Raw genomic sequence first — 20,691 nt, forward strand, 5'->3', positions numbered from 1 at the left:
ACTCGGCCGGGCTGGAGCGGCTGCCCGCGGACGTCCGGCTCCGGGCGGTCAAGCACCGCGCCGAGCGGGTGAGTTGACGGCCGGAAGCGCCGCACCCCACTCGGGTGCGGCGCTCCCGCGCTGTCGTGCCGGGCGCCGCGCCGCGCGGTCCCGCACGTCGTCCCGTTGCGGCGGGGCCGGTCAGAGGCCGGGCAGGGCGCCGCCGTCCACCGGGAGCATCAGGCCGGTGAGGTAGGAGGCGGCGGGCGAGAGCACGAACGCGGCGGTCCTGCCGAACTCCTCCGGGGCGCCGTAGCGGCGCAGCGGGATCGTGGACTCGTTGCGGGCGCGGGTCTCCTCGGGTGTGCCGGACAGGGCGTCGAGCTGCGTCATCCGGTCCGTCGCGATGCGGCCCGGCAGCAGGCCGACGACCCGGATGCCGCGCGGGCCGAGGTCCGCGGCGAGGGACTTGGCGAAGCCGGCCAGGCCGGGGCGCAGGCCGTTGGAGATGGCCAGGCCCTGGATCGGCTCGCGGACCGAGCCGGACAGCACGAAGCCGATCACGCCGCCGGATTCAAGCGCGGCGGCGGCTGCCCGGGCGAGCCGGACCGCGCCCAGGAAGACCGATTCGAAGGACGCCTGCCACTGTTCGTCGGTGTTGTCGGCGGCCAGGCCGGGCGGCGGGCCGCCGACGCTGATCAGGATGCCGTCGAAGCGCCCGAAGTGGCTGCGGGCGGTGCTGACGAGGCGCTCCGCGGTGGCGGGGTCGGCGTTGTCGGCCGCCAGACCCAGGGCGTTCGCGCCCAGTTCGCCGGCGGCGGCCCCGACGGTCTTCTCGTCGCGGCCGGTGATCACTACTTTGGCGCCGTCGGCGATCAGTTCACGCGCGGTGGCCAGGCCCAGTCCGCGGGTGGCTCCGGTGACGACGTACACCCGGTCGTTCAGTCCAAGATCCATGGCTTCAGTCTGCCTCGGGTCGGGGGAGTGTGGCGAGGGCGGTACCCACCAGACCGACGTGGCTGAAGGCCTGGGGGAAGTTGCCGAGGTGCCGGCGGGTCACGGGGTCGTACTCCTCGGCCAGCAGCCCGACGTCGTTGCGCAGCTCCAGCAGCCGTTCGAAGAGCGCGACGGCCTCTTTGCCGCGGCCGGTGAGGTGCAGGGCGTCGGCGAGCCAGAACGAGCAGACGAGGAACGCGCCCTCGCCGCCGGGGAGTCCGTCGACGGAGGTGGCGTCGGTGCTGTAGCGGCGGACCAGGCCGTCCTGGTTGAGCTCGCGGCGGATGGCCTCGACGGTTCCTATCACCCGCGGATCGGTGGCGGGCAGGAAGCCGACGCGGGGGATGAGCAGGGTGGCCGCGTCCAGCTCCTGCGAGCCGTAGGACTGGGTGAAGGTGGAGCGGGCGCTGTCGTAGCCCTTCTCGCAGACTTCGCTGTGCACCTCGTCGCGCATCGCGCGCCAGCGGTCCACGTCGCCCGGCAGTTCGGGGTGCGCCTCCAGGGTCCGTACCGCGCGGTCGGCGGCGACCCAGGCCATGACCTTGGAGTGCACGAAGTGCCGGCGCGGGCCGCGGACCTCCCACAGGCCCTCGTCCGGCTGCCGCCAGCGGGTCTCCAGGAAGTCCAGCAGGACGCGTTGCACGTTCCAGGCGTGCGTCTGGGAGGTCAGTCCGGCGGCGCGGGCCAGGAAGAGCGAGTCGACCACTTCGCCGTAGACGTCGAGCTGGAGCTGATTGACGGCGCCGTTGCCGGTGCGGACCGGGGCGGACCGCTCGTACCCCGCGAGCCAGGGCAGTTCGGCCTCGGGAAGCCGGCGCTCGCCCGCGAGGCCGTACATGATCTGGAGGTCCCCGGGGGAACCGGCGACCGCGCGCAGCAGCCAGTCGCGCCAGGCCGCGGCCTCGTCGAGGTAGCCGGTGGCGAGCAGGGCGTTCAGGGTCAGTGTGGAGTCGCGCAGCCAGCAGTAGCGGTAGTCCCAGTTGCGGACGCCGCCGATCTCTTCGGGGAGGGAGGTGGTGGTGGCGGCGACGATGCCGCCGGTCGGCGCGTAGGTGAGCGCCTTGAGCGTGATCAGCGAGCGGATCACGGCTTCGCGGTACGGGCCTTCGTACTGGCATCGGGAGGACCAGTCGTGCCAGTCCTCCAGGCTGTGCTCCAGCGATTCGAAGGGGTCTATCAGCTCTGGGCGGGGCTCGTGCGAGGGGTGATAGGTGAGGACGAAGGCGACGCGTTCGCCGGCCGAAACGGTGAACTCGGAGCGGGTGCTGAAGTCCTTGCCGTAGGTGGGGACGGGGGGCTCGACGCGCAGCCAGACCGAGTCGGGTCCGGCGACGGCCACCCGGCACTCCTCGGCCTGCCGCATCCACGGGACGGCGCTGCCGTAGTCGAAGCGCAGCCGCAGCACGCCTTCCATCTCGACCTGTCCCGAGACGCCCTCGACGATGCGTACGACGTCGGGCGCGATGTCGCGCTGCGGCATGAAGTCGATGACCTTGACGGTGCCGGTCCCGGTCTCCCAGAAGGTCTCCAGCACCAGGGAGTCGCCTCGGTAGGCACGGCTGGTGCAGCTCGACTCCCCGGCGCCGGCGGGCGCGATCCGCCAGTGCCCGTTGTCCTGGTCGCCGAGCAGGGCGGCGAAGCAGGCGGCCGAGTCGAAGCGTGGCAGGCAGAGCCAGTCGATCGATCCGTCGCGGCCGACGAGAGCGGCGGTCTGGAGATCGCCGATGAGCGCGTAGTCCTCGATTTTTTGTGCCACGGTGTCGCATCTTCCCCAGGGAAGGCGGAACTACTCCGGGCGCGGTGCCGTTCAGGCGATCTCGGGGGCGGTTGCGGGGTCCGTCACTTCGGGGGCGGCCGTGTCCGTGGAGCCGTCGGCGTTCCCGGTGGTGGCGGGCTCCGCCGGGCTGGTCGCGGCCGCTGTCGCCGCCGCGGTGCGGTCCCGGCGCTCGCGGCGGACCAGGATGAACCAGCCGACCGGGACGGCTCCGGCGAACAGCCACCACTGGACGGCGTACGCCATGTGCGGGCCGATGCTGCTGTGGTCGGGGGCGGGTACGGGGTCGGGCTGCCGGGACGGCTTGGGCGTGGTGCCGGTCAGCTCGATGTAGCCGCCGAGGACGGGCTGCCGGATCGCCTTGGCCTGCTTGGCGCTGTCGATCAGCATGACCTGGCGGGGCGGCAGGCCCTGTTTGTCCTTGATGCCGCTGCCCGCGCTGGTCTCGTCGGCCATCAGCCGGCCGGTGACGGTGACCACGCCGGCCGGGACGGTGGGGACCTTCGGGTACTGGGTGAGATCGCCGTCCGCCGGAATCCAGCCGCGGTTGACCAGCGCCACCCGGTGGTCGGCCATGACGAGCGGGGTGAGGACGTAGTAGCCCTGGCTCTGCTCGTCGGAGCCGGTCCGGTAGCGGACCACGACCTCGTGCTCGGCGTCGTACGAGCCGGTGGCCCGTACCGGGCGCCACATGTCGCGGTGCGGGACGTGGTGGCCGGGCGAGGTGAGCTTGCCGACCGGGACGGGCCGGGCGTTGACGCCGTCCGCGATGATCTGGTTCTGGGCGACCCGGTGCTCGTGGCGGTGGAGTTGCCAGAAGCCCAGCTTGGCCATCGCTGGAATCATGATCAGCCCGACGAGGGTGAGGATCACCCACTGCCGGGTCAACAGGAAGCGGTACACCCCACGAACCGTACAACTCGGTCGTGGGGCGTCCGCCGGGAGGGGGCCGTTGGGGCACCGCGCCCGGAGCAGTCCCGGCGCGGCCCGGGCGTATCCCCGGACCGGTCCTGGCTCGGTCCTGGACCAGGTCCAGGACAGCCCCGCGCTCAGCCCCCGGGTCAGCCCCCACCCAGCACCCGCTCAGACCCGGTCGATGAGCCCCACCTGCCCCTCGGCGCGGGCGCAGTGCGCTCCGCAGAACCACTGCCCCTCGGCCTCCACGCCCTGCCCGATGATCTGGCACCGGCAGTGCTCGCAGATCGGGGCCATCCGGTGGATCGCGCAGGAGAAGCAGTCGAAGACGTGCACCGCGCCCTGCGCGTGCACCTCGAACGTCATGCCGTAGTCGTTTCCGCATACTTCGCATCGGGCCATGCGGCACAGGGTGCGACGCGCGGCGGCCGGGCGCGAGCGGGCGGCGGGCGCGTCGCGCGGGCTTCACCTGTTTGTCGGGTGGCCGCGGGCCCCGTGGGGCTCCGCGGCCGGGGGCGTGCGGGCCGGGGTGAGCGCCCCCGGCCGGGTCAGCCGCTCGTGGGTGCGGGGGTCACGTCCTGCAGGAGGTGGGTGAAGGCGGCCTCGTCGATCACCGGCGTGCCGAAGGACGCCGCCTTGGCGGTCTTGGAGGTGACCGCGTCGGGGTCGTTGGTGACCAGCACGCTGGTGAGCCGGGAGACGCTGCTCGCGATGTGCAGACCGGCCTCGATGGCGCGGTCCTCCAGCAGCTCACGGTCGATCGAGGTGTCACCGGAGAACGCCACCCGCATGCCCTGGACGAGCCGGGCGCCGATCTCGTACCGCCCGGGATTGGGGTAGGGGCAGGCCGGCCGCTTGCGGCTGGCGCGCCAGCTGGTGGGCCGGTACGGGGACTGGTGGCCGACGGGGCGGGCCGCGCCGGCGGGCGGGGCGGGGCTGTCCGTCCACTCGGTGAGCGGCTGGCAGGCGAGCAGCGGCAGCCGCACGCCGGTCTCGGCGGCGAGGTGCAGGCTGGGGCGGAACGCCTCCGCCAGCACCCGGGCGTCGTCGAGGGCGTGGTGCGCGCGCTCCTGGACGACGCCGTAGTGCGCGGCGAGGGATTCCAACTTGTGGTTGGGCAGCGGCAGCCGCAGCTCCTTGGAGAGCGCGATGGTGCACAGCCGCTGCCGTACGGGAGCGGTGGCGCGGGCGCGGGCGTACTCGCGGGAGATCATCGACCAGTCGAAGATCGCGTTGTGCGCGACCAGCACCCGGTCGGCGAGCCGCGCGGCGAACTCGTCGGCGATCTCCGGGAAGAGCGGTGAGTCGGCGAGCGCCGCACTGGTCAGGCCGTGAATCCAGACCGGTCCCGGGTCGCGCTGCGGATTGACCTGGGTGTACCAGTGGTCCTGCATATTGCCCTGGGCGTCCAGTTGGTAGACGGCAGCCGACACTATCCGGTCGTCGCGGGCGAGGCCGGTGGTCTCGACGTCGACCACGGCGTACCCCAGCGGGTAGGCGGTCGGCCACGGGGGCGTCGGAGAGGCCTGCTGCGGGATCTGGAGCGCAGCGGCCGTGCGGTCTTCGAGCATGGTCCCTGAGGATACGGGCCGTCGCTGACAGTCCTCACCCGCACCCGCTCAGCCGGTGCCGATAAGTGACTCGACCAGGGCGCGCACCGAGGTGGTGAAGAGGCGTTCGGGGTCGACCGGGCGGGCCAGTGCGCGGGCCAGCGCCGGGTCGTGTCCGGCGGCCGGAGTGTTCCACAGCTCCTGTTCGCCGGGGTGCTGGACCGGGGAGCGCTCGCGGTTGCGTTCCACCAGCAGGAAGCCGACCACCTGGAACTGCACGGCGCGTACGGCCTCGGCGGCGCGCGCCCCGCGCAGTCCGGCGGCGTGCACCTCATGGACGAGCGCCTGCTGCGCGGGCAGGAACATCCGTTCGGTCAGGCCCCGTTCGTGGACCATCGCGACGAGGTGCGGCCGGTCGCGCAGATCGCGGCGCAGGGTTCGGGCGACGGAGACGATGCGCTGTTCCGGGGTCCGGCCGGTGGGGCTGATCTCGCCGATCTCGCGGACGGTGCGCTCCACGAGCGCGTCGAGGAGCGACTCGCGGTTGCCGATGTGCCAGTAGATCGAGGTGACCGCGGTGCCCAGCTCGGCGGCGAGCTTGCGCATGGTGAGGGCCTGCGGGCCGAGCTGCTTGACGAGGTTCGTCGCGGCGTCGAGGACGTCCTCGCGGGTCAGCGCGGCTCTCTGGGCGGTTCTCGGAGTGGTTCCGGGGGCAGTTCTGGGGGCGGGGCTGCGCCGTGGGCCGGTCATGGTCTCCCCATTCTGGTCCGTGCACGTGTCTTTACCCTTCGCGGGTCTCGATGTAACTGTGTTACACGATCCTCCGCATGACCCCTGCACCATCGCGGTACGAACCCCCTGCACGACTCCGATCCGAAGGGCGGTACGACATGGCACGGGTACGCTACGGTCCGCGCGGCGAAGCCGAGATCGCCGCGGCGCGGGCAGCCGTCGGCAAGCTTCCCGACATCTGGTCGACCGGCGTGAGCGCCGTGTGGGAGAGCGATCCGGACGCGGTCGCCGCGGTCCTCCCGCCGCCGCTCAAGCCCACCGAACGCCCCCTGGTCCGAGTCAGCGTCAGCAGGGTCGAACTGCCCGGCTATCGGCTGGGCGCGGGCTCGTTCGCGGTCGCCGCGCGGCACGGCGGGCGCGAGGGCTGGTATCCGCTCGTCATGCCGATGACGCACGAGCGTGCGCTGATCGGCGGCCGTGAGGTGTTCGGCGAGCCCAAGAAGCTGGGCGAGGTCGTCATCGAACGGGTCGGCGACGTCATCGGGGCCCGGCTGGCGCGGCACGGCATCGCGTTCGTCGAGGTACGGGGCGCGGTGAGCGGCCGGCTGCCGCTGCCGGAGCCCGCCGAGAAGCTCGACTTCTACTTCAAGTTCCTGCCGGCGGTCGACGGCAAGGGCTTCGACGGGGACCCCGTACTGGTCCACTGCACTCGGAACGAGAGGTTCCGCAAGCTGGAGTCGGTCACCGGCGACGTGGTGCTGCGCGAGTCCGCGTACGACCCGGTCGCTGACCTCCCGGTGCGCCGGATCGTGGAGATCACCCTCGGCGAGAAGACCAGCGACCAGCAGGGCCGGGTCGTCGAACGGGTCAGCGCGCAGGCCCTGCTGCCGTACATCCACCAGCGCTACGACGACGCCCGGCAGATCCTCGACGGCCCTCCGGAGGCGAGCGCCTGATGGAACTGCGACAGGGACAGGTCGCTGTCGTCACCGGCGCGGCGAGCGGCGTCGGGCTCGCCATGGCCCACCGGTTCGCCGACGAGGGGCTGCGGGTCGTCCTCGCGGACGTCGAGGAGGGTGCGCTGAACAAGGCGGCGGGCGAGCTGCGCGCCGGGGGCGCGCAGGTGCTGGCGCGCGCCGTCGATGTGAGCGAGCGCGCCTCGGTCGACGACCTGGCCGACGCCGCCTACAGCGCCTTCGGCGGCGTCCATGTGCTGTGCAACAACGCGGGCGTCGGCTCCGGCGCGGAGGGCCGGATGTGGGAGCACGAACCCAACGACTGGAAGTGGGCCTTCGCGGTCAACGTGTGGGGCGTCTTCCACGGCGTACAGGCGTTCCTGCCGCGGATGCTGGAGTCCGGGCAGCCCGGCCACGTCGTCAACACCTCCTCCGCCGACGGCGGCATCGCGCCGCTGCCCACCGCCTCCGTCTACGCCGTCACCAAGGCGGCCGTCGTGACGATGACCGAGTCGCTGTACGCCCACCTGAAGGCGGAGCGGGCCGCGGTGGGCGCGTCGGTGCTCTTCCCCGGCCCGGAGATGCTGCGCACCGGCCTGTGGGAGTCGCACCGCAACCGCCCCGAGCGCTACGCCAAGTCCCGCCCGCGCAAGACGCCCTACCGCAGCCTCGACGCGTGGGAGGCCGCGATGAAGGCGGCGGGCCGCGAGGTGCGGTTCACCCCGGTCGAAGACGTCGCCGAGCTGGTCGTGGAGGGCATCCGCGCCGACCGCTTCTGGATGCTGCCGCGAAGCGAGCGCAGCGACGAGCAGATCAGTGCCCGCGCGCGCTCGATGCTCGACCGGGCGAATCCGGCGTACCTGGAGAACTTCGTCCTCGACTGACCGGACAGCACTGCCGGACAGCACTGCCGGACAGCACTGCCGGACAGGCGCGGCAGACCCGGCGGATGCGCGCCAGACCCGGCAGACCCGGCGGGCCCAGCCGACCCGACCGGCCCGAATGACTCGAACAATCCGAACGACCCGCATGAGAGGTGAGCACGTTGACGGAACGGTCCGACCCGTACCTGATCATCTCCTCCGACTGCCACGCCGGACTGCCCACGGAGGAGTACCGGCCCTATCTGGACCCCGCGTTCCACCGCCCGTTCGACGAATTCCTCGGGCAGCGCGACGCGCGCTGCGCGGAGATGACCCGCCTCGGCATCCGGAACGAGGCGTTCGCCGCCAAGTGGTTCGAGGACAACGAGGAAGGGCTGCGCGGCGGTTGGGACGCCGAGCAGCGCGTCAAGGAGCTGGACGGCGACGGGGTCGCCGCCGAGGTCGTCTTCCCGGACGCCGACGCGGTGGACAGCCGGACCGCCGCGCCCTTCGGGGTGGGCCTCGGGCTCTCCGGCGACCAGGACCCTGAGCTGGGCATGGCGGGCGCGCAGGCGCACAACCGCTGGCTCGCCGAGTTCTGCGCGCACACCCCCGAACGGCACTGCGGCGTGGCCCTGCTGCCCATCACCGGCGACGTCGAGAGGGTCGTCGCCGAAGTGCACCGCGCCAAGGAGTCCGGGCTCGGCGCGCTGATGATCCCCTCGATGTGGGTCGACAAGGCCCCGTACCACGACCGCCGTTACGACCCGGTGTGGGCCGCCGCCGCCGAGACCGGGATGCCGGTCGTCACCCACTCCGGTGCGGCCCCGCGCCACGAGTACGGCGACCACCTCGGCATCTACGTCTCCGAGGTCACCTGGTGGCCGTCCCGGCCGCTGTGGTTCCTGCTCTGGTCCGGCGTCTTCGAGCGCCACCCCGGCCTGCGCTTCGGCGTCGCGGAGTCCGGCTGCTGGTGGCTGCCCAACCAGCTGTGGTTCATGGACCGGCTCTACCTCGGCGCGCACGGCGGCAAGAAGCTCTCCCCGTTCGCCGAGCTGCGGCGGGCGCCCAGCGAGTATCTCGACCGCAACGTCTTCATCTGCGCGACCAACACCAAGCGCCGCGAACTCGCCCAGCGCTACGAGATCGGCGTCGACAACATCCTCTGGGGCAGCGACTTCCCGCACCCCGAGGGCACCTGGCCCAAGACCCGCCAGTGGCTGAGGGACACCTTCCACGACATCCCGGTCGACGAGACGCGCCGGATGCTCGGCCTGGCGGCGGCCGACGTCTTCGGCTTCGACACGGCCGGGCTCGCACCCCTGGCCCGCCGGATCGGCCCCACCCCGGCCGAACTCGGCCAACCCGAGGACCAGTCGGCCGTAGAGCTGTCCTGGCAGCGCTCGCGGGAGACCGGCCGGCACTGGCTGACCGGCCACGACTTCCCGTACGTGGGAGTCGGCTCATGACCCGCGACCCCGAGCCGCCGCAGCCGCCCGGTCCGGCGGCCCCGGACCCGGCGACCTCGCTGCCGGTCGACCCCGACCCGTGGCCCGGCCTCAGCACCGGCCCGAACACCGGCCCCGACCCGGACCGCTACACGGTCATCTCGGCCGACTGCCACGCCGGAGCCGACCTCCCCGACTACCGGCCGTACCTGGAGCGACGGCACCACGACGCCTTCGACGCCTGGGCCGCGAGCTATGTGAATCCGTACGAGGACCTGGTGGCCCCCGAGGCGGACCGCAACTGGGACTCGGCCCGCCGGCTGGCCGAGCTGGAGGCGGACGGCATCGTCGCCGAGGTCGTCTTCCCCAACACCATCCCGCCGTTCTTCCCCAGCGCCTCGCTGATGGCCCCACAGCCCTCCGGGGAGGAGTTCGAGCTGCGCTGGGCGGGCCTGCGCGCCCACAACCGCTGGCTCGCCGACTTCTGCGCCGCCGTCCCCGGCCGCCGGGCGGGCGTCGCCCAAGTGCTGCTCGGGGACGTCGGGGAGGCCGTACGGGAGGTGCGCTGGGCCAGGGAGGCCGGGCTCACGGGCGGCATCCTGCTCCCCGGCGCACCGCCGGGCTCCGGGGTCCCGGAGCTCCACTCGCGGGCCTACGACCCGCTGTGGGCGGTCTGCGACGAGCTGGCGGTCCCCGTCAACCACCACTCGGGCTCGGCCTCCCCGCCGCTGGGGGACGAGCCCGCCGCGCGCGCCGTCTTCATGGTGGAGACCACCTGGTTCTCGCACCGGGCGCTGTGGCACCTGATCTTCGGCGGCGCTTTCCAGCGCCACCCCGGCCTGAGGCTGGTCCTCACCGAGCAGGGCTCCGGCTGGATCCCCGGCGTCCTCGACATGCTGGACTACTACCACGGCCGCCTGGTCAGAGCGGCGACGAAGGCCGCCACCGCCGAGGCCAAGTTCGGCGCGGGGCTGGCCGATTCGATGGGCAAGGGGCCCAGCGAGGTATGGCGGGACAACTGCTTCGTCGGCGCGAGCTTCATGCGCCCGCACGAGGTGCCGCTGCGCGAGCGGATCGGCCTCGACAAGATCATGTGGGGCAGCGACTACCCGCACGACGAGGGCACCCACCCGTACACCCGGGAGGGCCTGCGCATCGCGTACGCGGGCCTGCCGCCGCTGGAGGTCGCCGCGATGGTCGGCGGCAACGCGGCCAGGCTCTACGGCTTCGACCTCGCACTGCTCGACCCGCTCGCGGCGCGCTGCGGCCCGACGGTCGAGGAGATCGCCGAGCCGCTGGAGAAGATCCCGGCGGACGCGACGAGTCCGGTCTTCGCGACGGGGGGAGCGGTGCGGGTCTGGTGACGGGCCCCGCCGGGCGGCTCGGGTGCGGAGCCCGAGTCGCTCCGGCGGGTGTCCGCCGCCGACAGATCGAACCCCGGGTAACACTGACCGATACTCATCGGTAACAACCTCTAGCGGAGCCCCCGTGGCCGCCTTTATGGTGCGGACATGCCGAACCTGCCTGATGTGCTCCTGTGGTCGATACCGGCCTTCGTGCTGCTCACCGTCATCGAAATGGTGAGCTACCGGCTGCGCCCCGACGAGGACTCGGCGGGCTACGCCGGCAAGGACGCCGCGACCAGCATCGGCATGGGGCTCGGCAGCATCGCCTTCGACCTGGTGTGGAAGATCCCGATCATCGCGATCTACACGGCGGTCTACGAACTGACCCCGGCGCGCATCCCGGTGCTGTGGTGGACGCTGCCGCTGATGCTGCTCGGCCAGGACTTCTTCTACTACTGGTCGCACCGCGGGCACCACGTCATCCGCATCCTGTGGGCCTGCCACGTCGTGCACCACTCCAGCGTGAAGTTCAACCTCACCACAGCGCTGCGCCAGCCCTGGACCACGCTCACCGTCTGGCCGTTCTACGTCCCGCTGATCGCGCTCGGCGTGCACCCGGCGGCGCTCGCGTTCTGCTCCTCGACGAACCTCGTCTACCAGTTCTGGATCCACACCGAGCGGATCGACAAGCTGCCCAGGCCCTTCGAGTTCGTCCTCAACACGCCCTCGCACCACCGGGTGCACCACGCCTCGCAGGGCGGCTATCTGGACCGTAACTTCGGCGGCATCCTGATCGTCTGGGACCGGATGTTCGGCTCCTTCGTGCCCGAGGTGGAGCGGCCCGTCTTCGGCCTCACCAAGAACATCGCGACCCACAATCCGCTCCGGGTCGCCACCCACGAGTACTCCGCCATCGCGCGCGACCTCAGGGCCGCGCACGGCTGGCGCGAGCACGTCGGGCGGGTCGTACGGGGGCCGGGCTGGCAGCCCGGGGGAGCGACAGCCGCAGTGGGGGCGGGAGCGGCGGCACCGTCCGGGGCGGAGCTTGTGCCTGAGCCCGCGCGCACTGCAGAGCCCGCGCTCGCAGCCGGGTCGAATCCCGTAGCCGTGCCAAATCCCGCAGCAGCAGCCAATCCCGCAGCCAATCCCGCAGCCGCAGCCGCAGCCGCAGCCGCAGCCGCAGCCGCAGCCGCAGCCGCAGCCCCAGCCGCAGCCGCAGCCCCAGCCGCTTCCGCAGCCGCCTCCGCGCCCGCCTCCGAGCCCGCCATATGCGCGGCGCGCGCGCCGCCGCCCGCCCCCTGCTCGCGCTCTTCGCGCTGCTGGCGGTCGTCCACCTCGGTGCGCTGCTCGGCGGGGCCGAGACGCTCGCGCATCTCACCAAGCCGGCCCTGATGCCGGTGCTCGCCGGGTACGTCCTCGCCCGGGGCGGGCCGCCGCTGCTCGCGGTCGCGCTGCTCCTCGGCTGCGGGGGCGACTCACTGCTGCTGTCCGACGCCGAGCCGGCCTTCCTCGTCGGCATGGGCTCCTTCGCGGCCGGGCACGTCTGCTACCTCGTGCTGTTCTTCCGAGGCCGCCCGCACCTGGACCGCCGCCGGACCGTCCCGCTCGCCATCGCCTACGCGGCGGCCTGCCTCGGCACCGTGGCGCTGCTCTGGCCGGACCTCGCAGCGGACCTGCGCGTCCCGGTGGCCGGGTACAGCCTGCTGCTCACCGGGATGGCGCTGGGCGCGACCCGCGCCGGGCTGCGGGTGGCGCTCGGCGGGGCGCTCTTCCTGATCTCCGACACGCTCATCGCCGGCAGGATCGCCGAGTGGCCGCAGCTGCCCGCTCCGCAGTTCTGGATCATGCTGACGTACATCGCCGCCCAGGCGCTGCTCGCGGACGGCCTGCTGCGGGCGGAACGGCCGCCGCTACGGGTGGGCCGGCCGGTGGCGGTCGCCGACGAAGCGCGTACGCGGCCGGCCGGGGCCGACCACCCGGCGGCAGCCGGGGGCAGCGCGACCCGCGAGGTCCGGTAGCGGCAGCGGGGCCGGCGGCTGTTTTCGGGGCTCGCGGCGGCTGTGTCCCGGGGCGTGCGGCGGCTGTTCCCGGGGGCGTGCGGCGGTCTGCTCCGGGGCGTGCGGCAGGCGCGGTGAGCGCATGCGGGGCGCGGGCGTACCGTGGATCGGCGTGCCGGAAGATCCCGGCCTTCGCGAACCCCTGATCTGCAAGGACACCCCCCATGCGCGCCACCACCATCCACGCCCCGCACGACATCCGCGTCGAGGAGGTGCCGGACGCGGCGATCCGGCGTCCCGAGGACGCGGTGGTCCGGGTGCTGCGCGCCTGCATCTGCGGCAGTGACCTGTGGGCGTACCGGGGCGAGGCCGCCCGGCAGCCGGGCCAGCGCATCGGCCACGAGTTCCTCGGCGTCGTCGAGCAGACCGGGGCCGACGTCGCCGGGCTCAAGGTCGGCGACCTCGTCGTCGCGCCCTTCACCTGGTCCGACGGGGTCTGCGAGTACTGCGTCGAGGGTCTGACGACCTCCTGCGTGCACGGCGGCATCTGGGGCGCGGTGGGCCACGACGGCGGCCAGGGCGAGGCCGTACGCGTCCCGCACGCCGACGCCACACTGGTGAAGCTGCCGGCCGACGCGGTCTCCGACGACCGACTGCTGACGGCGCTGCTCACGCTCTCCGACGTCATGGGCACCGGCCACCACGCCGCGCTCGGCGCGGGCGTGCGCCCCGGCGCGACGGTCGCCGTGGTGGGCGACGGCGCGGTCGGCCTGTGCGGCGTGCTGGCGGCCAAGCGGCTCGGAGCCGAACGGATCATCGCGCTCGGCAGGCACCAGGCGCGCACCGACATCGCCCGCAAGTTCGGCGCGACGGACGTCGTCGCGGAGCGCGGCGAGGCGGCGGTCGCGGCCGTGCGCGAGCTGACCCGCGGGCAGGGCGCGCACGCGGTGATCGAGGCCGTCGGTACCGGGCAGTCCATGCGCACCGCGATCGGCATCACCCGCCCCGGCGGCGCGGTCGGCTATGTCGGGGTGCCGCACGGCAGCGCCACCGGGCTGGACCTGGGCGTGATGTTCGACGCCAACATCACCCTGCGCGGGGGCGTCGCCCCGGTCCGCAGCTACATACCCGACCTGATGCCCGACATCCTGGACGGCACGATCGACCCGTCCCCGGTCTTCGACCTGTCCGTGGACCTCGACGGCGTGCCGCGGGGCTACGGCGCGATGGACGACCGGTCGGCCCTCAAGGTGCTCGTCACGTTCTGAGAGGTCTGCGAGGGCGGCGCGGGCGGCGCGGGCGGCGCAGGGCTGCCCTCGCGCCCCGGCGTGCGCGGCGGGCGACCCCGGCGCACGACTGAGGGGCGCACTTACGCGATGACGACGCTGCCGCCGGCCTTGACGACGGCCTGCTGGACGTCGCGCGAGGAGCCGTGGCCCGAGCGGGTGTTGACGACGTAGCTCATCGAGTCGCCGGCCTCGGCGGCCGTCTTCGCGGCGGCGGAACGGGCCGCCCCAGCGCCGTCGTCGAGCTGTGCGGCCCCGGCCGAAGTCGGCAGGAAGGCGAGCGCGGTGGCCACGGCCATGCCGACGGGTATCGCGGCGGCGCGGCGCGAACGGCGGAAGAAGCGAGCTGACATGGAGTCTCCGCTTCGAAGGACGGATCAGGTTCGCGATCAGGTTCGCAAGGGCGGATCGTTCGAAGGACGGATCGGGCGAAGGGCGACCGCCCGGGGCCGCTCGGGCCCCGGGCGGTCGGTTCAGCTCGGTTACTTGACCGCGTCGAGGGCGTCGACGATGCCGTAGCCGTAGAAGCTGTTCACATGCTTGGTGCCGGCGCAGGTCGCGTCCACGTCACCGTCGCTGTCCGGGTCGTACGGAGCGGTCGGGCAGCCGGGGTTGTCGGCCTGCGACTTGAGCAGCCACTGGATCTCCTGCGGGCTGGAGTCCGGGTGCTTGCTCTTGAGCAGCGCCGCGACGCCTGCGACGTGCGGGCCGGCCATCGAGGTGCCCTGGAGGTAGGCGTAGTCGCCCTCGGGCATGGTCGACAGGATGCGGCCGTCCTTGGCGGGCAGCTCGGGCACCTGGTACTTGTCGCCGCCGGGGCCGGCGACGTCGATCTGGCCGAGGCCGTAGTTGGAGTAGTACGACTTCAGCTTCTGGACGCCGGTGGCGGATACCGTCACCGTGCCGGGCAGCTGGGTCGGGACGTCCAGGCACTTCGCCGGGTCGATCTTGCGCTCGACCGGGGTGGTGTCGTTGGGGCTCGACGCGTCGGTGAGCTCCTTCGCCGCCAGGTCGAAGTTGGAGTTGCCCGCGGAGGCGACGTTGACGGCGCCCTTGCGCTGGGCGTACTTCGCGGCCCGGCCGACCGCGTCAACGATGGCCTTCTGGTCCGGGTCATCCGTGCAGTTGAACATCCACGGGTCGACGTAGTAGCTGTTATTCGTGACCTCGACGCTGTGCTCGGCGGCGAAGACGAAGGCGCAGACGACGCTCTCCGCGTAGAAGAAGCTGCCTTCCGCCTCGCTGACCTTGATGGCGGAGACCTTCACGCCCGGGGCCACGCCGGCGACGCCGATGCCGTTGCGCGCCGCGGCGATCTCGCCCGCGACATGCGTGCCGTGGTAGTCCTCGTCCGGGTTGTACGGGCGCCAGGCGCCCTGGGTGGTGTCCGCGACGCCGCCGACGCAGTTGGCGGACTGCTTCTTCGAGAAGTTCGGGGCGAGGTCAGGGTGGGTGTCGTCGACGCCGGTGTCGATGACCGCGACGGTGACCTTCTTGCTGCCCGGGTTGATCTTCGCTGCCTTGTCCGCCTTGATGGCGGCCAGGTCCCACTGGAGGGGCTCCAGCGGCTCCTTGCCGGCAGCCACGTTCTTGGCCGCCGCCGCCGGCTTGGGCTCCTTGACCTTCTCCGGCTTGCCGACCTCGGTGGTCGAGGCGGACTTCAGCGGCGCGGTACGGCTCGCGCCCGCCGACTGCACGCCCGCGGTGGTACGGATCGTCTTGGCGAAGTCGGGGTTCGCCGAGTGGACGACGATCACGCCGATCTGCGCGTGGGCGATCACGACGGTGCCGCCGGCCTGGACGACCGCCTTCTTCACCCGCTTGACCGTGGCCTGGTCGGCGGTGGTGTTCACCACGTACGACAGCTTCGGACCGTCGGCCCGGACAGCGGTGGTCGTCGCGGTCGTGGCCCTGTCCTGGCCCGCGGTGGTGGCCGAGGCCGCGCCGGGAAGGAAACCGAGCGACGCGGTCAGCGCGAGCCCGACCGGAATCGCGAGCACGCGCGCCCGTCTGGAACGGAGATGAGCCATGGGTTCTCCACATCATCCTGAAGGCCGCCCGCACGCGGGTCGCGTGTGGGCGGGTACATGACGAGTGAAGCTAGCGCTGATCATGGCCATCCATCAATGGATGGCGAGAGAAATCCCGGTATGACACTCATATTGACGTGTCATCAGGGTTCGTACGGCCGAATCCGCTTCCGTACGGGCGTGACGGGGAGCTGCCACCGTTGTCCTACCGAATTCAACAACCACCCCCTGTTGCATACTGCGGCACCGCCCTACGATGCGTGATCCGGATCACTCTGCAAGGCGATTCCCCCAGCTGCCGTCCGCATGTGTCAGGAGAGATCGTGGATACCTCACCTCCCACCGAACCGGGGCCGCACGAGCCTCCGCCCTACACCGAGGTGCAGGCCAGTGCGGAGTTCACCGAACTGCGGCACGCCTACCGCTCGTTCGCCTTCCCCCTCACCGTCGCCTTCATCGTCTGGTACCTGCTGTACGTCCTGCTGTCGAACTACGCGGGCGGCTTCATGGGCACCCAGGTGATCGGCAACATCAACATCGCGCTCGTGTTCGGCCTCGCCCAGTTCCTCACCACCTTCGCGATCGCCTGCTGGTACGCGTACTACGCCAACGCCAAGCTCGACCCGAAGGCCGAGGCCATCAAGTCCCGCCTGGAGGACGACGCATGAGCACGACGTACCAGCTCGCCGCCGGCGGCGCGGGCGAGCACCGCACGCTGATCATCACGCTCTTCTCGGTCTTCGTCGCCGCGACCCTGGCCATCACCATCTGGGCCGGCCGGCAGACCAAGGACGCCACCGACTTCTACGCCGGCGGCCGCGGCTTCACCGGCTTCCAGAACGGCCTGGCGATCTCCGGCGACTACATGTCCGCCGCGTCCTTCCTCGGCATCGCCGGCGCCATCGCGCTGGCCGGCTACGACGGCTTCCTGTACTCGATCGGCTTCCTGGTCGCCTGGCTGGTCGCGCTGCTGCTGGTCGCCGAGCCGCTGCGCAACTCCGGCCGGTTCACCATGGGCGACGTGCTCGCCTACCGGATGCGGCAGCGGCCGGTGCGCACCGCGGCCGGCGTCTCCACCATCGTGGTGTCGATCTTCTACCTGCTGGCCCAGATGGTCGGCGCGGGCGCGCTGGTCGCGCTGCTGCTCGGCATCACCGGCGAGGCCGGCAAGAACCTGATCGTGGTCTTCGTCGGCGTCGTCATGATCCTCTACGTGACGATCGGCGGCATGAAGGGCACCACCTGGGTGCAGATCGTCAAGGCGGTGCTGCTGATCATCGGCACTCTGCTGATCACGATCCTGGTGCTGAACAAGTTCCACTGGAACGTCTCCAGCCTGCTCGGCGCGGCGGCCGAGAACAGCGGTCAAGGGGCCGCGTTCCTGGAGCCCGGCCTGAAGTACGGCCTCACCGCCACCTCGAAGATCGACTTCATCTCGCTGGGCATCGCGCTGGTCCTCGGCACCGCCGGACTGCCGCACATCCTGATCCGCTTCTACACCGTGCCGACCGCCAAGACCGCCCGTAAGTCCGTGAACTGGGCGATCGGCATCATCGGCGGTTTCTACCTGATGACCATCGCGCTCGGCTTCGGCGCGGCGGCGCTGATCAAGCCCGAGGTGATCAAGGCGTCCAACGCGGCGGGCAACACGGCCGCCCCGCTGCTCGCCCAGGAGATCGGCGGCGGCGCCGACTCGACCGGCGGGGCGATCCTGCTGGCGGTGATCTCGGCCGTCGCCTTCGCGACGATCCTCGCGGTCGTCGCCGGGCTCACCCTCGCGTCCTCGTCCTCGTTCGCGCACGACCTCTACGCGAACGTCATCCGCAGGGGCAAGGCCACGGAGAAGGAAGAGGTCGGCGCGGCCCGGATCTCGGCGATCGCGATCGGGGCCGTCGCCATCGGGCTCGGCATCTTCGCGGGCAAGCTCAACGTCGCGGGCCTGGTCGCGCTCGCCTTCGCGGTCGCGGCCTCCGCCAACCTGCCGACGCTCCTCTACAGCCTCTTCTGGAAGCGCTTCACCACCCAGGGCGCACTGTGGTCCATCTACGGCGGGCTGGCGTCCTCGGTGCTGCTGGTCCTCTTCTCGCCGGTCGTCTCGGGCAAGGAGACCTCGATGTTCCCGGGCGTGGACTTCCACTGGTTCCCGCTGGAGAACCCCGGACTGATCTCCATCCCGCTCGGCTTCCTGCTGGGCTGGCTCGGGACCCTGATCTCGAAGGAGGAGCCGGACACCAAGAAGTTCGCCGAGCTGGAAGTGCGCTCGATGACCGGATTCGGCGCGCACTGAGGCGGCGGCGGCCCCGAACGCGGTGCGAGGGCACGGACACGCAGTGTGCACAGAGGGCGACGGACCAGTGACTTCAACGAACTGTTGAAGATTCGAGGTATCGCGTACGCTGCGGGACACTTGAACCGAGCGCCGTCACGCCAACCGCAGGAGGGGCCGCACCATGCTCATCGATACATTCGGCCGCGTCGCCACCGACCTGCGCGTCTCGCTGACCGACCGCTGCAATCTGCGGTGCACGTACTGCATGCCCGAAGAGGGCCTCCAGTGGCTCGCCAAGCCGGACCTGCTCAGCGATGACGAGATCGTCCGGCTGATCCGGATCGCGGTGACCGACCTCGGCATCACCGAGGTCCGCTTCACCGGCGGCGAGCCGCTGCTGCGGCCCGGCATCGTCGGCATCGTGGAGCGGTGCGCGGCCCTGGAGCCGCGCCCCAGGATGTCGCTGACCACCAACGGCATCGGCCTGGAGCGCACGGCCGTGGCGCTGCGCGAAGCCGGCCTCAACCGGGTCAACGTCTCGCTCGACACGCTGCGCCCAGACGTCTTCCAGACCATGACCCGGCGCAAGCGCCACGGCGACGTGCTGCGCGGTCTGGAGGCGGCCCGCGAGGCGGGTCTGACCCCGGTCAAGGTCAACGCGGTGCTGATGCCGGGACTCAACGACGACGAAGCCCCCGACCTGCTGGCCTGGGCCGTCGAGAACGACTACGAACTGCGCTTCATCGAGCAGATGCCGCTCGACGCCCAGCACGGCTGGAAGCGCGACGGCATGATCACCGCCGAGGACATACTCAAGAGCCTGCTCACCCGCTTCGAGCTGACCGCCGAGGAGAACGGCGAGCGCGGCTCGGCGCCGGCCGAACGCTGGATCGTCGACGGCGGCCCGCACCGCGTCGGCGTCATCGGCTCTGTCACCCGCCCGTTCTGCTCGGCCTGCGACCGCACCCGGCTCACCGCCGACGGCCAGATCCGCACCTGCCTGTTCGCGCAGGAGGAGTCGGACCTGCGCGCCGCGCTGCGCTCCGGGGCCACGGACGAGGAGATCGGCGGTCTCTGGAAGACCGCGATGTGGGGCAAGAAGGCCGGCTCCGGGCTCGACGACCCGGCGTTCCTGCAGCCCCGCCGCCCGATGTCAGCGATCGGCGGCTGACCACTCCTCGAAGGACACGACGTCCTTCAGGAAGCCGCGCAGGTCCAGGAAGTTCGAGAGATGCTCGCGGTGCTCGTCGCACGCGAGCCAGGTCTTGCGGCGCTCGGGGGTGTGCAGCTTCGGGTTGTTCCAGACGAGCACCCAGACGGCGCGCGCGCGGCAGCCCTTGGCGGAGCAGATGACGTCGGGTTCGGCCGCGGGGGTCTGTCCGGCCGCGGGGGTCTGGGGGGAGTTCACGCTCTCAACCCTATGCGCAGACCCCCGGCGACTGAACGGCGTCCATGCGACGCGAACATGGCGACGCCGGGCAGCCACGGGGGGAGCCGCCCGGCGTCGGTCTGTCGCTCCGACGGGGGATGCGGAGCGCGTACGAAGTATGTCACGGGGGACCAGGCCGGGTGCACCGGAACCACATGATTGATCTGAGCTTTTCTTGAGCTTTGCAGACCGGAGTGGATCAACTCTGGTCGTACGGCTGCCCATCGTGGTTCGGACCGCGAGGTTCCGGGACCGGATCCGGTGCGGGCTCATCCGTACGGGCGTGCAGCATGGGGCGAACCGGCGCGGGGACGAACGTGGACGGGAGTGAAGAGACGTTCTCCCGGCCCCCGTTGGCGATCACCACGGCGACATAGGGGAGCAGCAGGCCCAGCGCGAGCGTGACGAAGGCGATGTGGCGCTCGACGTTCCACAACACCACGGTGAGTACGACGGACAGGGTGCGCACGGACATCGAGATGATGTAGCGGCGCTGTCGCCCGCGTACGTCCTCGGCCAGACTCTGCCGGGCCCCGGTGATCCGGAAGACCTCGGCGCTGTGTCGCTTCCGTGTCACGTTCCACCACCTGTTCGCCGTGCGGGACGTTCCCCACTCCCGGACGCCGTCAACGTTACGCCGTGACCGGGACGGATTCGAGACCGGGGCGCGCCGCGATGGAGCCGGTCGGAGACCGGCAGGACCCGTACGGCCGTGTCCGCCGTGCGGCGTAGTGGGAGCGCGCTCAGACTGGGCGCGTACGCGCACCCCGCGCCGTACGAGGAGGCGACATGAGCTGGTTGTGGGCGATCGTCCTCGGGTTGATTCTCGGCCTCATCGCGAAGGCCGTCATCCCCGGCAAGCAGAGCATTCCGCTGTGGCTGACCGCCGTCTTCGGCATCATCGGCAGCATCCTGGGCAACACGGTGGCCACCTGGATCGGGGTCAACGACACCAAGGGGATCGACTGGATCAGGCATCTGCTCCAGCTGGCCGGCGCGGTGGTCGTCGTCGGGGTCGGGGACACGCTCTACGCGTCGCTGAAGGGCAAGAAGGAGCGAGCCTGACATCCGGCCCGCCTGACATCCGGCGCAGGCGCCCCCGCCGGTGCGCATGACATCCG

Annotated in this window: 20 protein-coding genes and 2 pseudogenes; 12 read left to right on the top strand and 10 right to left on the bottom strand. The window is 71.6% G+C overall.

Annotated features, from left to right (window positions below; translation table 11 throughout):
* Nucleotides 1-77 (top strand): annotated as a pseudogene (locus tag QMK28_RS15765) (alkaline shock response membrane anchor protein AmaP); the annotation flags it as partial.
* A gap of 103 nt (nt 78-180) precedes the next feature.
* Here the strand turns inward: QMK28_RS15765 and QMK28_RS15770 are convergent.
* The 6 genes from QMK28_RS15770 to QMK28_RS15795 all read right to left on the bottom strand — a co-directional run bounded on the left by QMK28_RS15770 (nt 181) and on the right by QMK28_RS15795 (nt 5,964).
* Nucleotides 181-936 carry an SDR family oxidoreductase gene (locus QMK28_RS15770; RefSeq protein WP_326438281.1) on the bottom strand — a complete coding sequence of 252 codons (756 nt, stop codon included), beginning with the start codon at nt 934-936 and terminating at the stop codon, nt 181-183.
* A gap of 4 nt (nt 937-940) precedes the next feature.
* Nucleotides 941-2,731: a glycoside hydrolase family 15 protein gene (locus QMK28_RS15775; protein ID WP_326438283.1), complete on the bottom strand. Its 1,791-nt coding sequence runs from the start codon at nt 2,729-2,731 to the stop codon at nt 941-943.
* Between the two features lie 51 nt (nt 2,732-2,782).
* Nucleotides 2,783-3,652 (bottom strand): SURF1 family cytochrome oxidase biogenesis protein, encoded by an 870-nt coding sequence (locus QMK28_RS15780; protein WP_326438285.1) that lies wholly within the window; start codon nt 3,650-3,652, stop codon nt 2,783-2,785.
* A gap of 180 nt (nt 3,653-3,832) precedes the next feature.
* Nucleotides 3,833-4,066 (bottom strand): hypothetical protein, encoded by a 234-nt coding sequence (locus QMK28_RS15785; protein WP_326438287.1) that lies wholly within the window; start codon nt 4,064-4,066, stop codon nt 3,833-3,835.
* A gap of 146 nt (nt 4,067-4,212) precedes the next feature.
* On the bottom strand, nt 4,213-5,235 hold the full coding sequence (locus tag QMK28_RS15790; protein ID WP_326438289.1) for a DEDDh family exonuclease: 1,023 nt from the start codon (nt 5,233-5,235) through the stop codon (nt 4,213-4,215).
* Nucleotides 5,236-5,283: 48 nt separating this feature from the next.
* Entirely contained in the window at nt 5,284-5,964 is a 681-nt protein-coding gene (locus tag QMK28_RS15795; protein ID WP_326438291.1) for a TetR/AcrR family transcriptional regulator, read from the bottom strand.
* Nucleotides 5,965-6,104: 140 nt separating this feature from the next.
* Between QMK28_RS15795 and QMK28_RS15800 the strand changes: the two genes are divergently transcribed.
* The 7 genes and pseudogenes from QMK28_RS15800 (at nt 6,105) to QMK28_RS15830 (ending at nt 13,824) form a co-directional block, all read left to right on the top strand.
* Nucleotides 6,105-6,902 carry an acetoacetate decarboxylase family protein gene (locus QMK28_RS15800; RefSeq protein WP_326438293.1) on the top strand — a complete coding sequence of 266 codons (798 nt, stop codon included), beginning with the start codon at nt 6,105-6,107 and terminating at the stop codon, nt 6,900-6,902.
* Nucleotides 6,902-7,786: an SDR family NAD(P)-dependent oxidoreductase gene (locus QMK28_RS15805; RefSeq protein ID WP_326438295.1), complete on the top strand. Its 885-nt coding sequence runs from the start codon at nt 6,902-6,904 to the stop codon at nt 7,784-7,786. Before QMK28_RS15800 ends, QMK28_RS15805 begins: the two co-directional genes overlap by 1 nt.
* 161 nt (nt 7,787-7,947) lie before the next feature.
* Nucleotides 7,948-9,234 (top strand): amidohydrolase family protein, encoded by a 1,287-nt coding sequence (locus QMK28_RS15810; RefSeq protein WP_326438297.1) that lies wholly within the window; start codon nt 7,948-7,950, stop codon nt 9,232-9,234.
* Nucleotides 9,231-10,577: an amidohydrolase family protein gene (locus QMK28_RS15815; protein WP_326438299.1), complete on the top strand. Its 1,347-nt coding sequence runs from the start codon at nt 9,231-9,233 to the stop codon at nt 10,575-10,577. The genes QMK28_RS15810 and QMK28_RS15815 overlap by 4 nt, the downstream gene beginning before the upstream one ends.
* A gap of 147 nt (nt 10,578-10,724) precedes the next feature.
* A pseudogene (locus QMK28_RS15820) lies at nt 10,725-11,600 on the top strand (sterol desaturase family protein); the annotation flags it as partial.
* 227 nt (nt 11,601-11,827) lie between these two features.
* Nucleotides 11,828-12,577 (top strand): lysoplasmalogenase, encoded by a 750-nt coding sequence (locus tag QMK28_RS15825; RefSeq protein ID WP_326438301.1) that lies wholly within the window; start codon nt 11,828-11,830, stop codon nt 12,575-12,577.
* 203 nt (nt 12,578-12,780) lie between these two features.
* On the top strand, nt 12,781-13,824 hold the full coding sequence (locus QMK28_RS15830; protein ID WP_326438303.1) for a zinc-dependent alcohol dehydrogenase family protein: 1,044 nt from the start codon (nt 12,781-12,783) through the stop codon (nt 13,822-13,824).
* A 101-nt stretch (nt 13,825-13,925) separates the two neighbouring features.
* Here the strand turns inward: QMK28_RS15830 and QMK28_RS15835 are convergent, their stop codons facing one another.
* Together QMK28_RS15835 and QMK28_RS15840 are read right to left on the bottom strand one after the other, a co-directional pair.
* Nucleotides 13,926-14,195: a hypothetical protein gene (locus QMK28_RS15835; RefSeq protein WP_326438305.1), complete on the bottom strand. Its 270-nt coding sequence runs from the start codon at nt 14,193-14,195 to the stop codon at nt 13,926-13,928.
* A gap of 129 nt (nt 14,196-14,324) precedes the next feature.
* Nucleotides 14,325-15,872, bottom strand: a complete 1,548-nt coding sequence (locus tag QMK28_RS15840; RefSeq protein WP_326438307.1) for a S8 family peptidase — start codon at nt 15,870-15,872, stop codon at nt 14,325-14,327.
* 323 nt (nt 15,873-16,195) lie between these two features.
* On the opposite strand from QMK28_RS15840, the gene QMK28_RS15845 reads away from it, so the two are divergent.
* The 3 genes from QMK28_RS15845 (at nt 16,196) to moaA (ending at nt 19,312) form a co-directional block, all read left to right on the top strand.
* Nucleotides 16,196-16,540 carry a DUF485 domain-containing protein gene (locus QMK28_RS15845; protein WP_326438309.1) on the top strand — a complete coding sequence of 115 codons (345 nt, stop codon included), beginning with the start codon at nt 16,196-16,198 and terminating at the stop codon, nt 16,538-16,540.
* Nucleotides 16,537-18,159: a solute symporter family protein gene (locus tag QMK28_RS15850; protein ID WP_326438311.1), complete on the top strand. Its 1,623-nt coding sequence runs from the start codon at nt 16,537-16,539 to the stop codon at nt 18,157-18,159. The genes QMK28_RS15845 and QMK28_RS15850 overlap by 4 nt, the downstream gene beginning before the upstream one ends.
* A 163-nt stretch (nt 18,160-18,322) precedes the next feature.
* Nucleotides 18,323-19,312, top strand: a complete 990-nt coding sequence (gene moaA, locus QMK28_RS15855) for a GTP 3',8-cyclase MoaA (protein ID WP_326438313.1) — start codon at nt 18,323-18,325, stop codon at nt 19,310-19,312.
* On the opposite strand, the gene QMK28_RS15860 is transcribed toward moaA, so the two are convergent.
* A complete protein-coding gene (locus QMK28_RS15860; protein ID WP_326438315.1) occupies nt 19,295-19,549 on the bottom strand; it encodes a hypothetical protein in 255 nt (84 codons plus the stop codon). The two genes, moaA and QMK28_RS15860, sit on opposite strands and share 18 nt — an antisense overlap.
* A gap of 220 nt (nt 19,550-19,769) precedes the next feature.
* On the bottom strand, nt 19,770-20,147 hold the full coding sequence (locus QMK28_RS15865; RefSeq protein ID WP_326438317.1) for a DUF3099 domain-containing protein: 378 nt from the start codon (nt 20,145-20,147) through the stop codon (nt 19,770-19,772).
* Between the two features lie 212 nt (nt 20,148-20,359).
* On the opposite strand from QMK28_RS15865, the gene QMK28_RS15870 reads away from it, so the two are divergent.
* Nucleotides 20,360-20,635 carry a GlsB/YeaQ/YmgE family stress response membrane protein gene (locus QMK28_RS15870; RefSeq protein ID WP_326438319.1) on the top strand — a complete coding sequence of 92 codons (276 nt, stop codon included), beginning with the start codon at nt 20,360-20,362 and terminating at the stop codon, nt 20,633-20,635.
* Nucleotides 20,636-20,691 lie beyond the last annotated feature (56 nt).

It is taken from the genome of Streptomyces sp. H27-D2 (assembly GCF_035828615.1).
GTDB lineage: Bacteria > Actinomycetota > Actinomycetes > Streptomycetales > Streptomycetaceae > Streptomyces.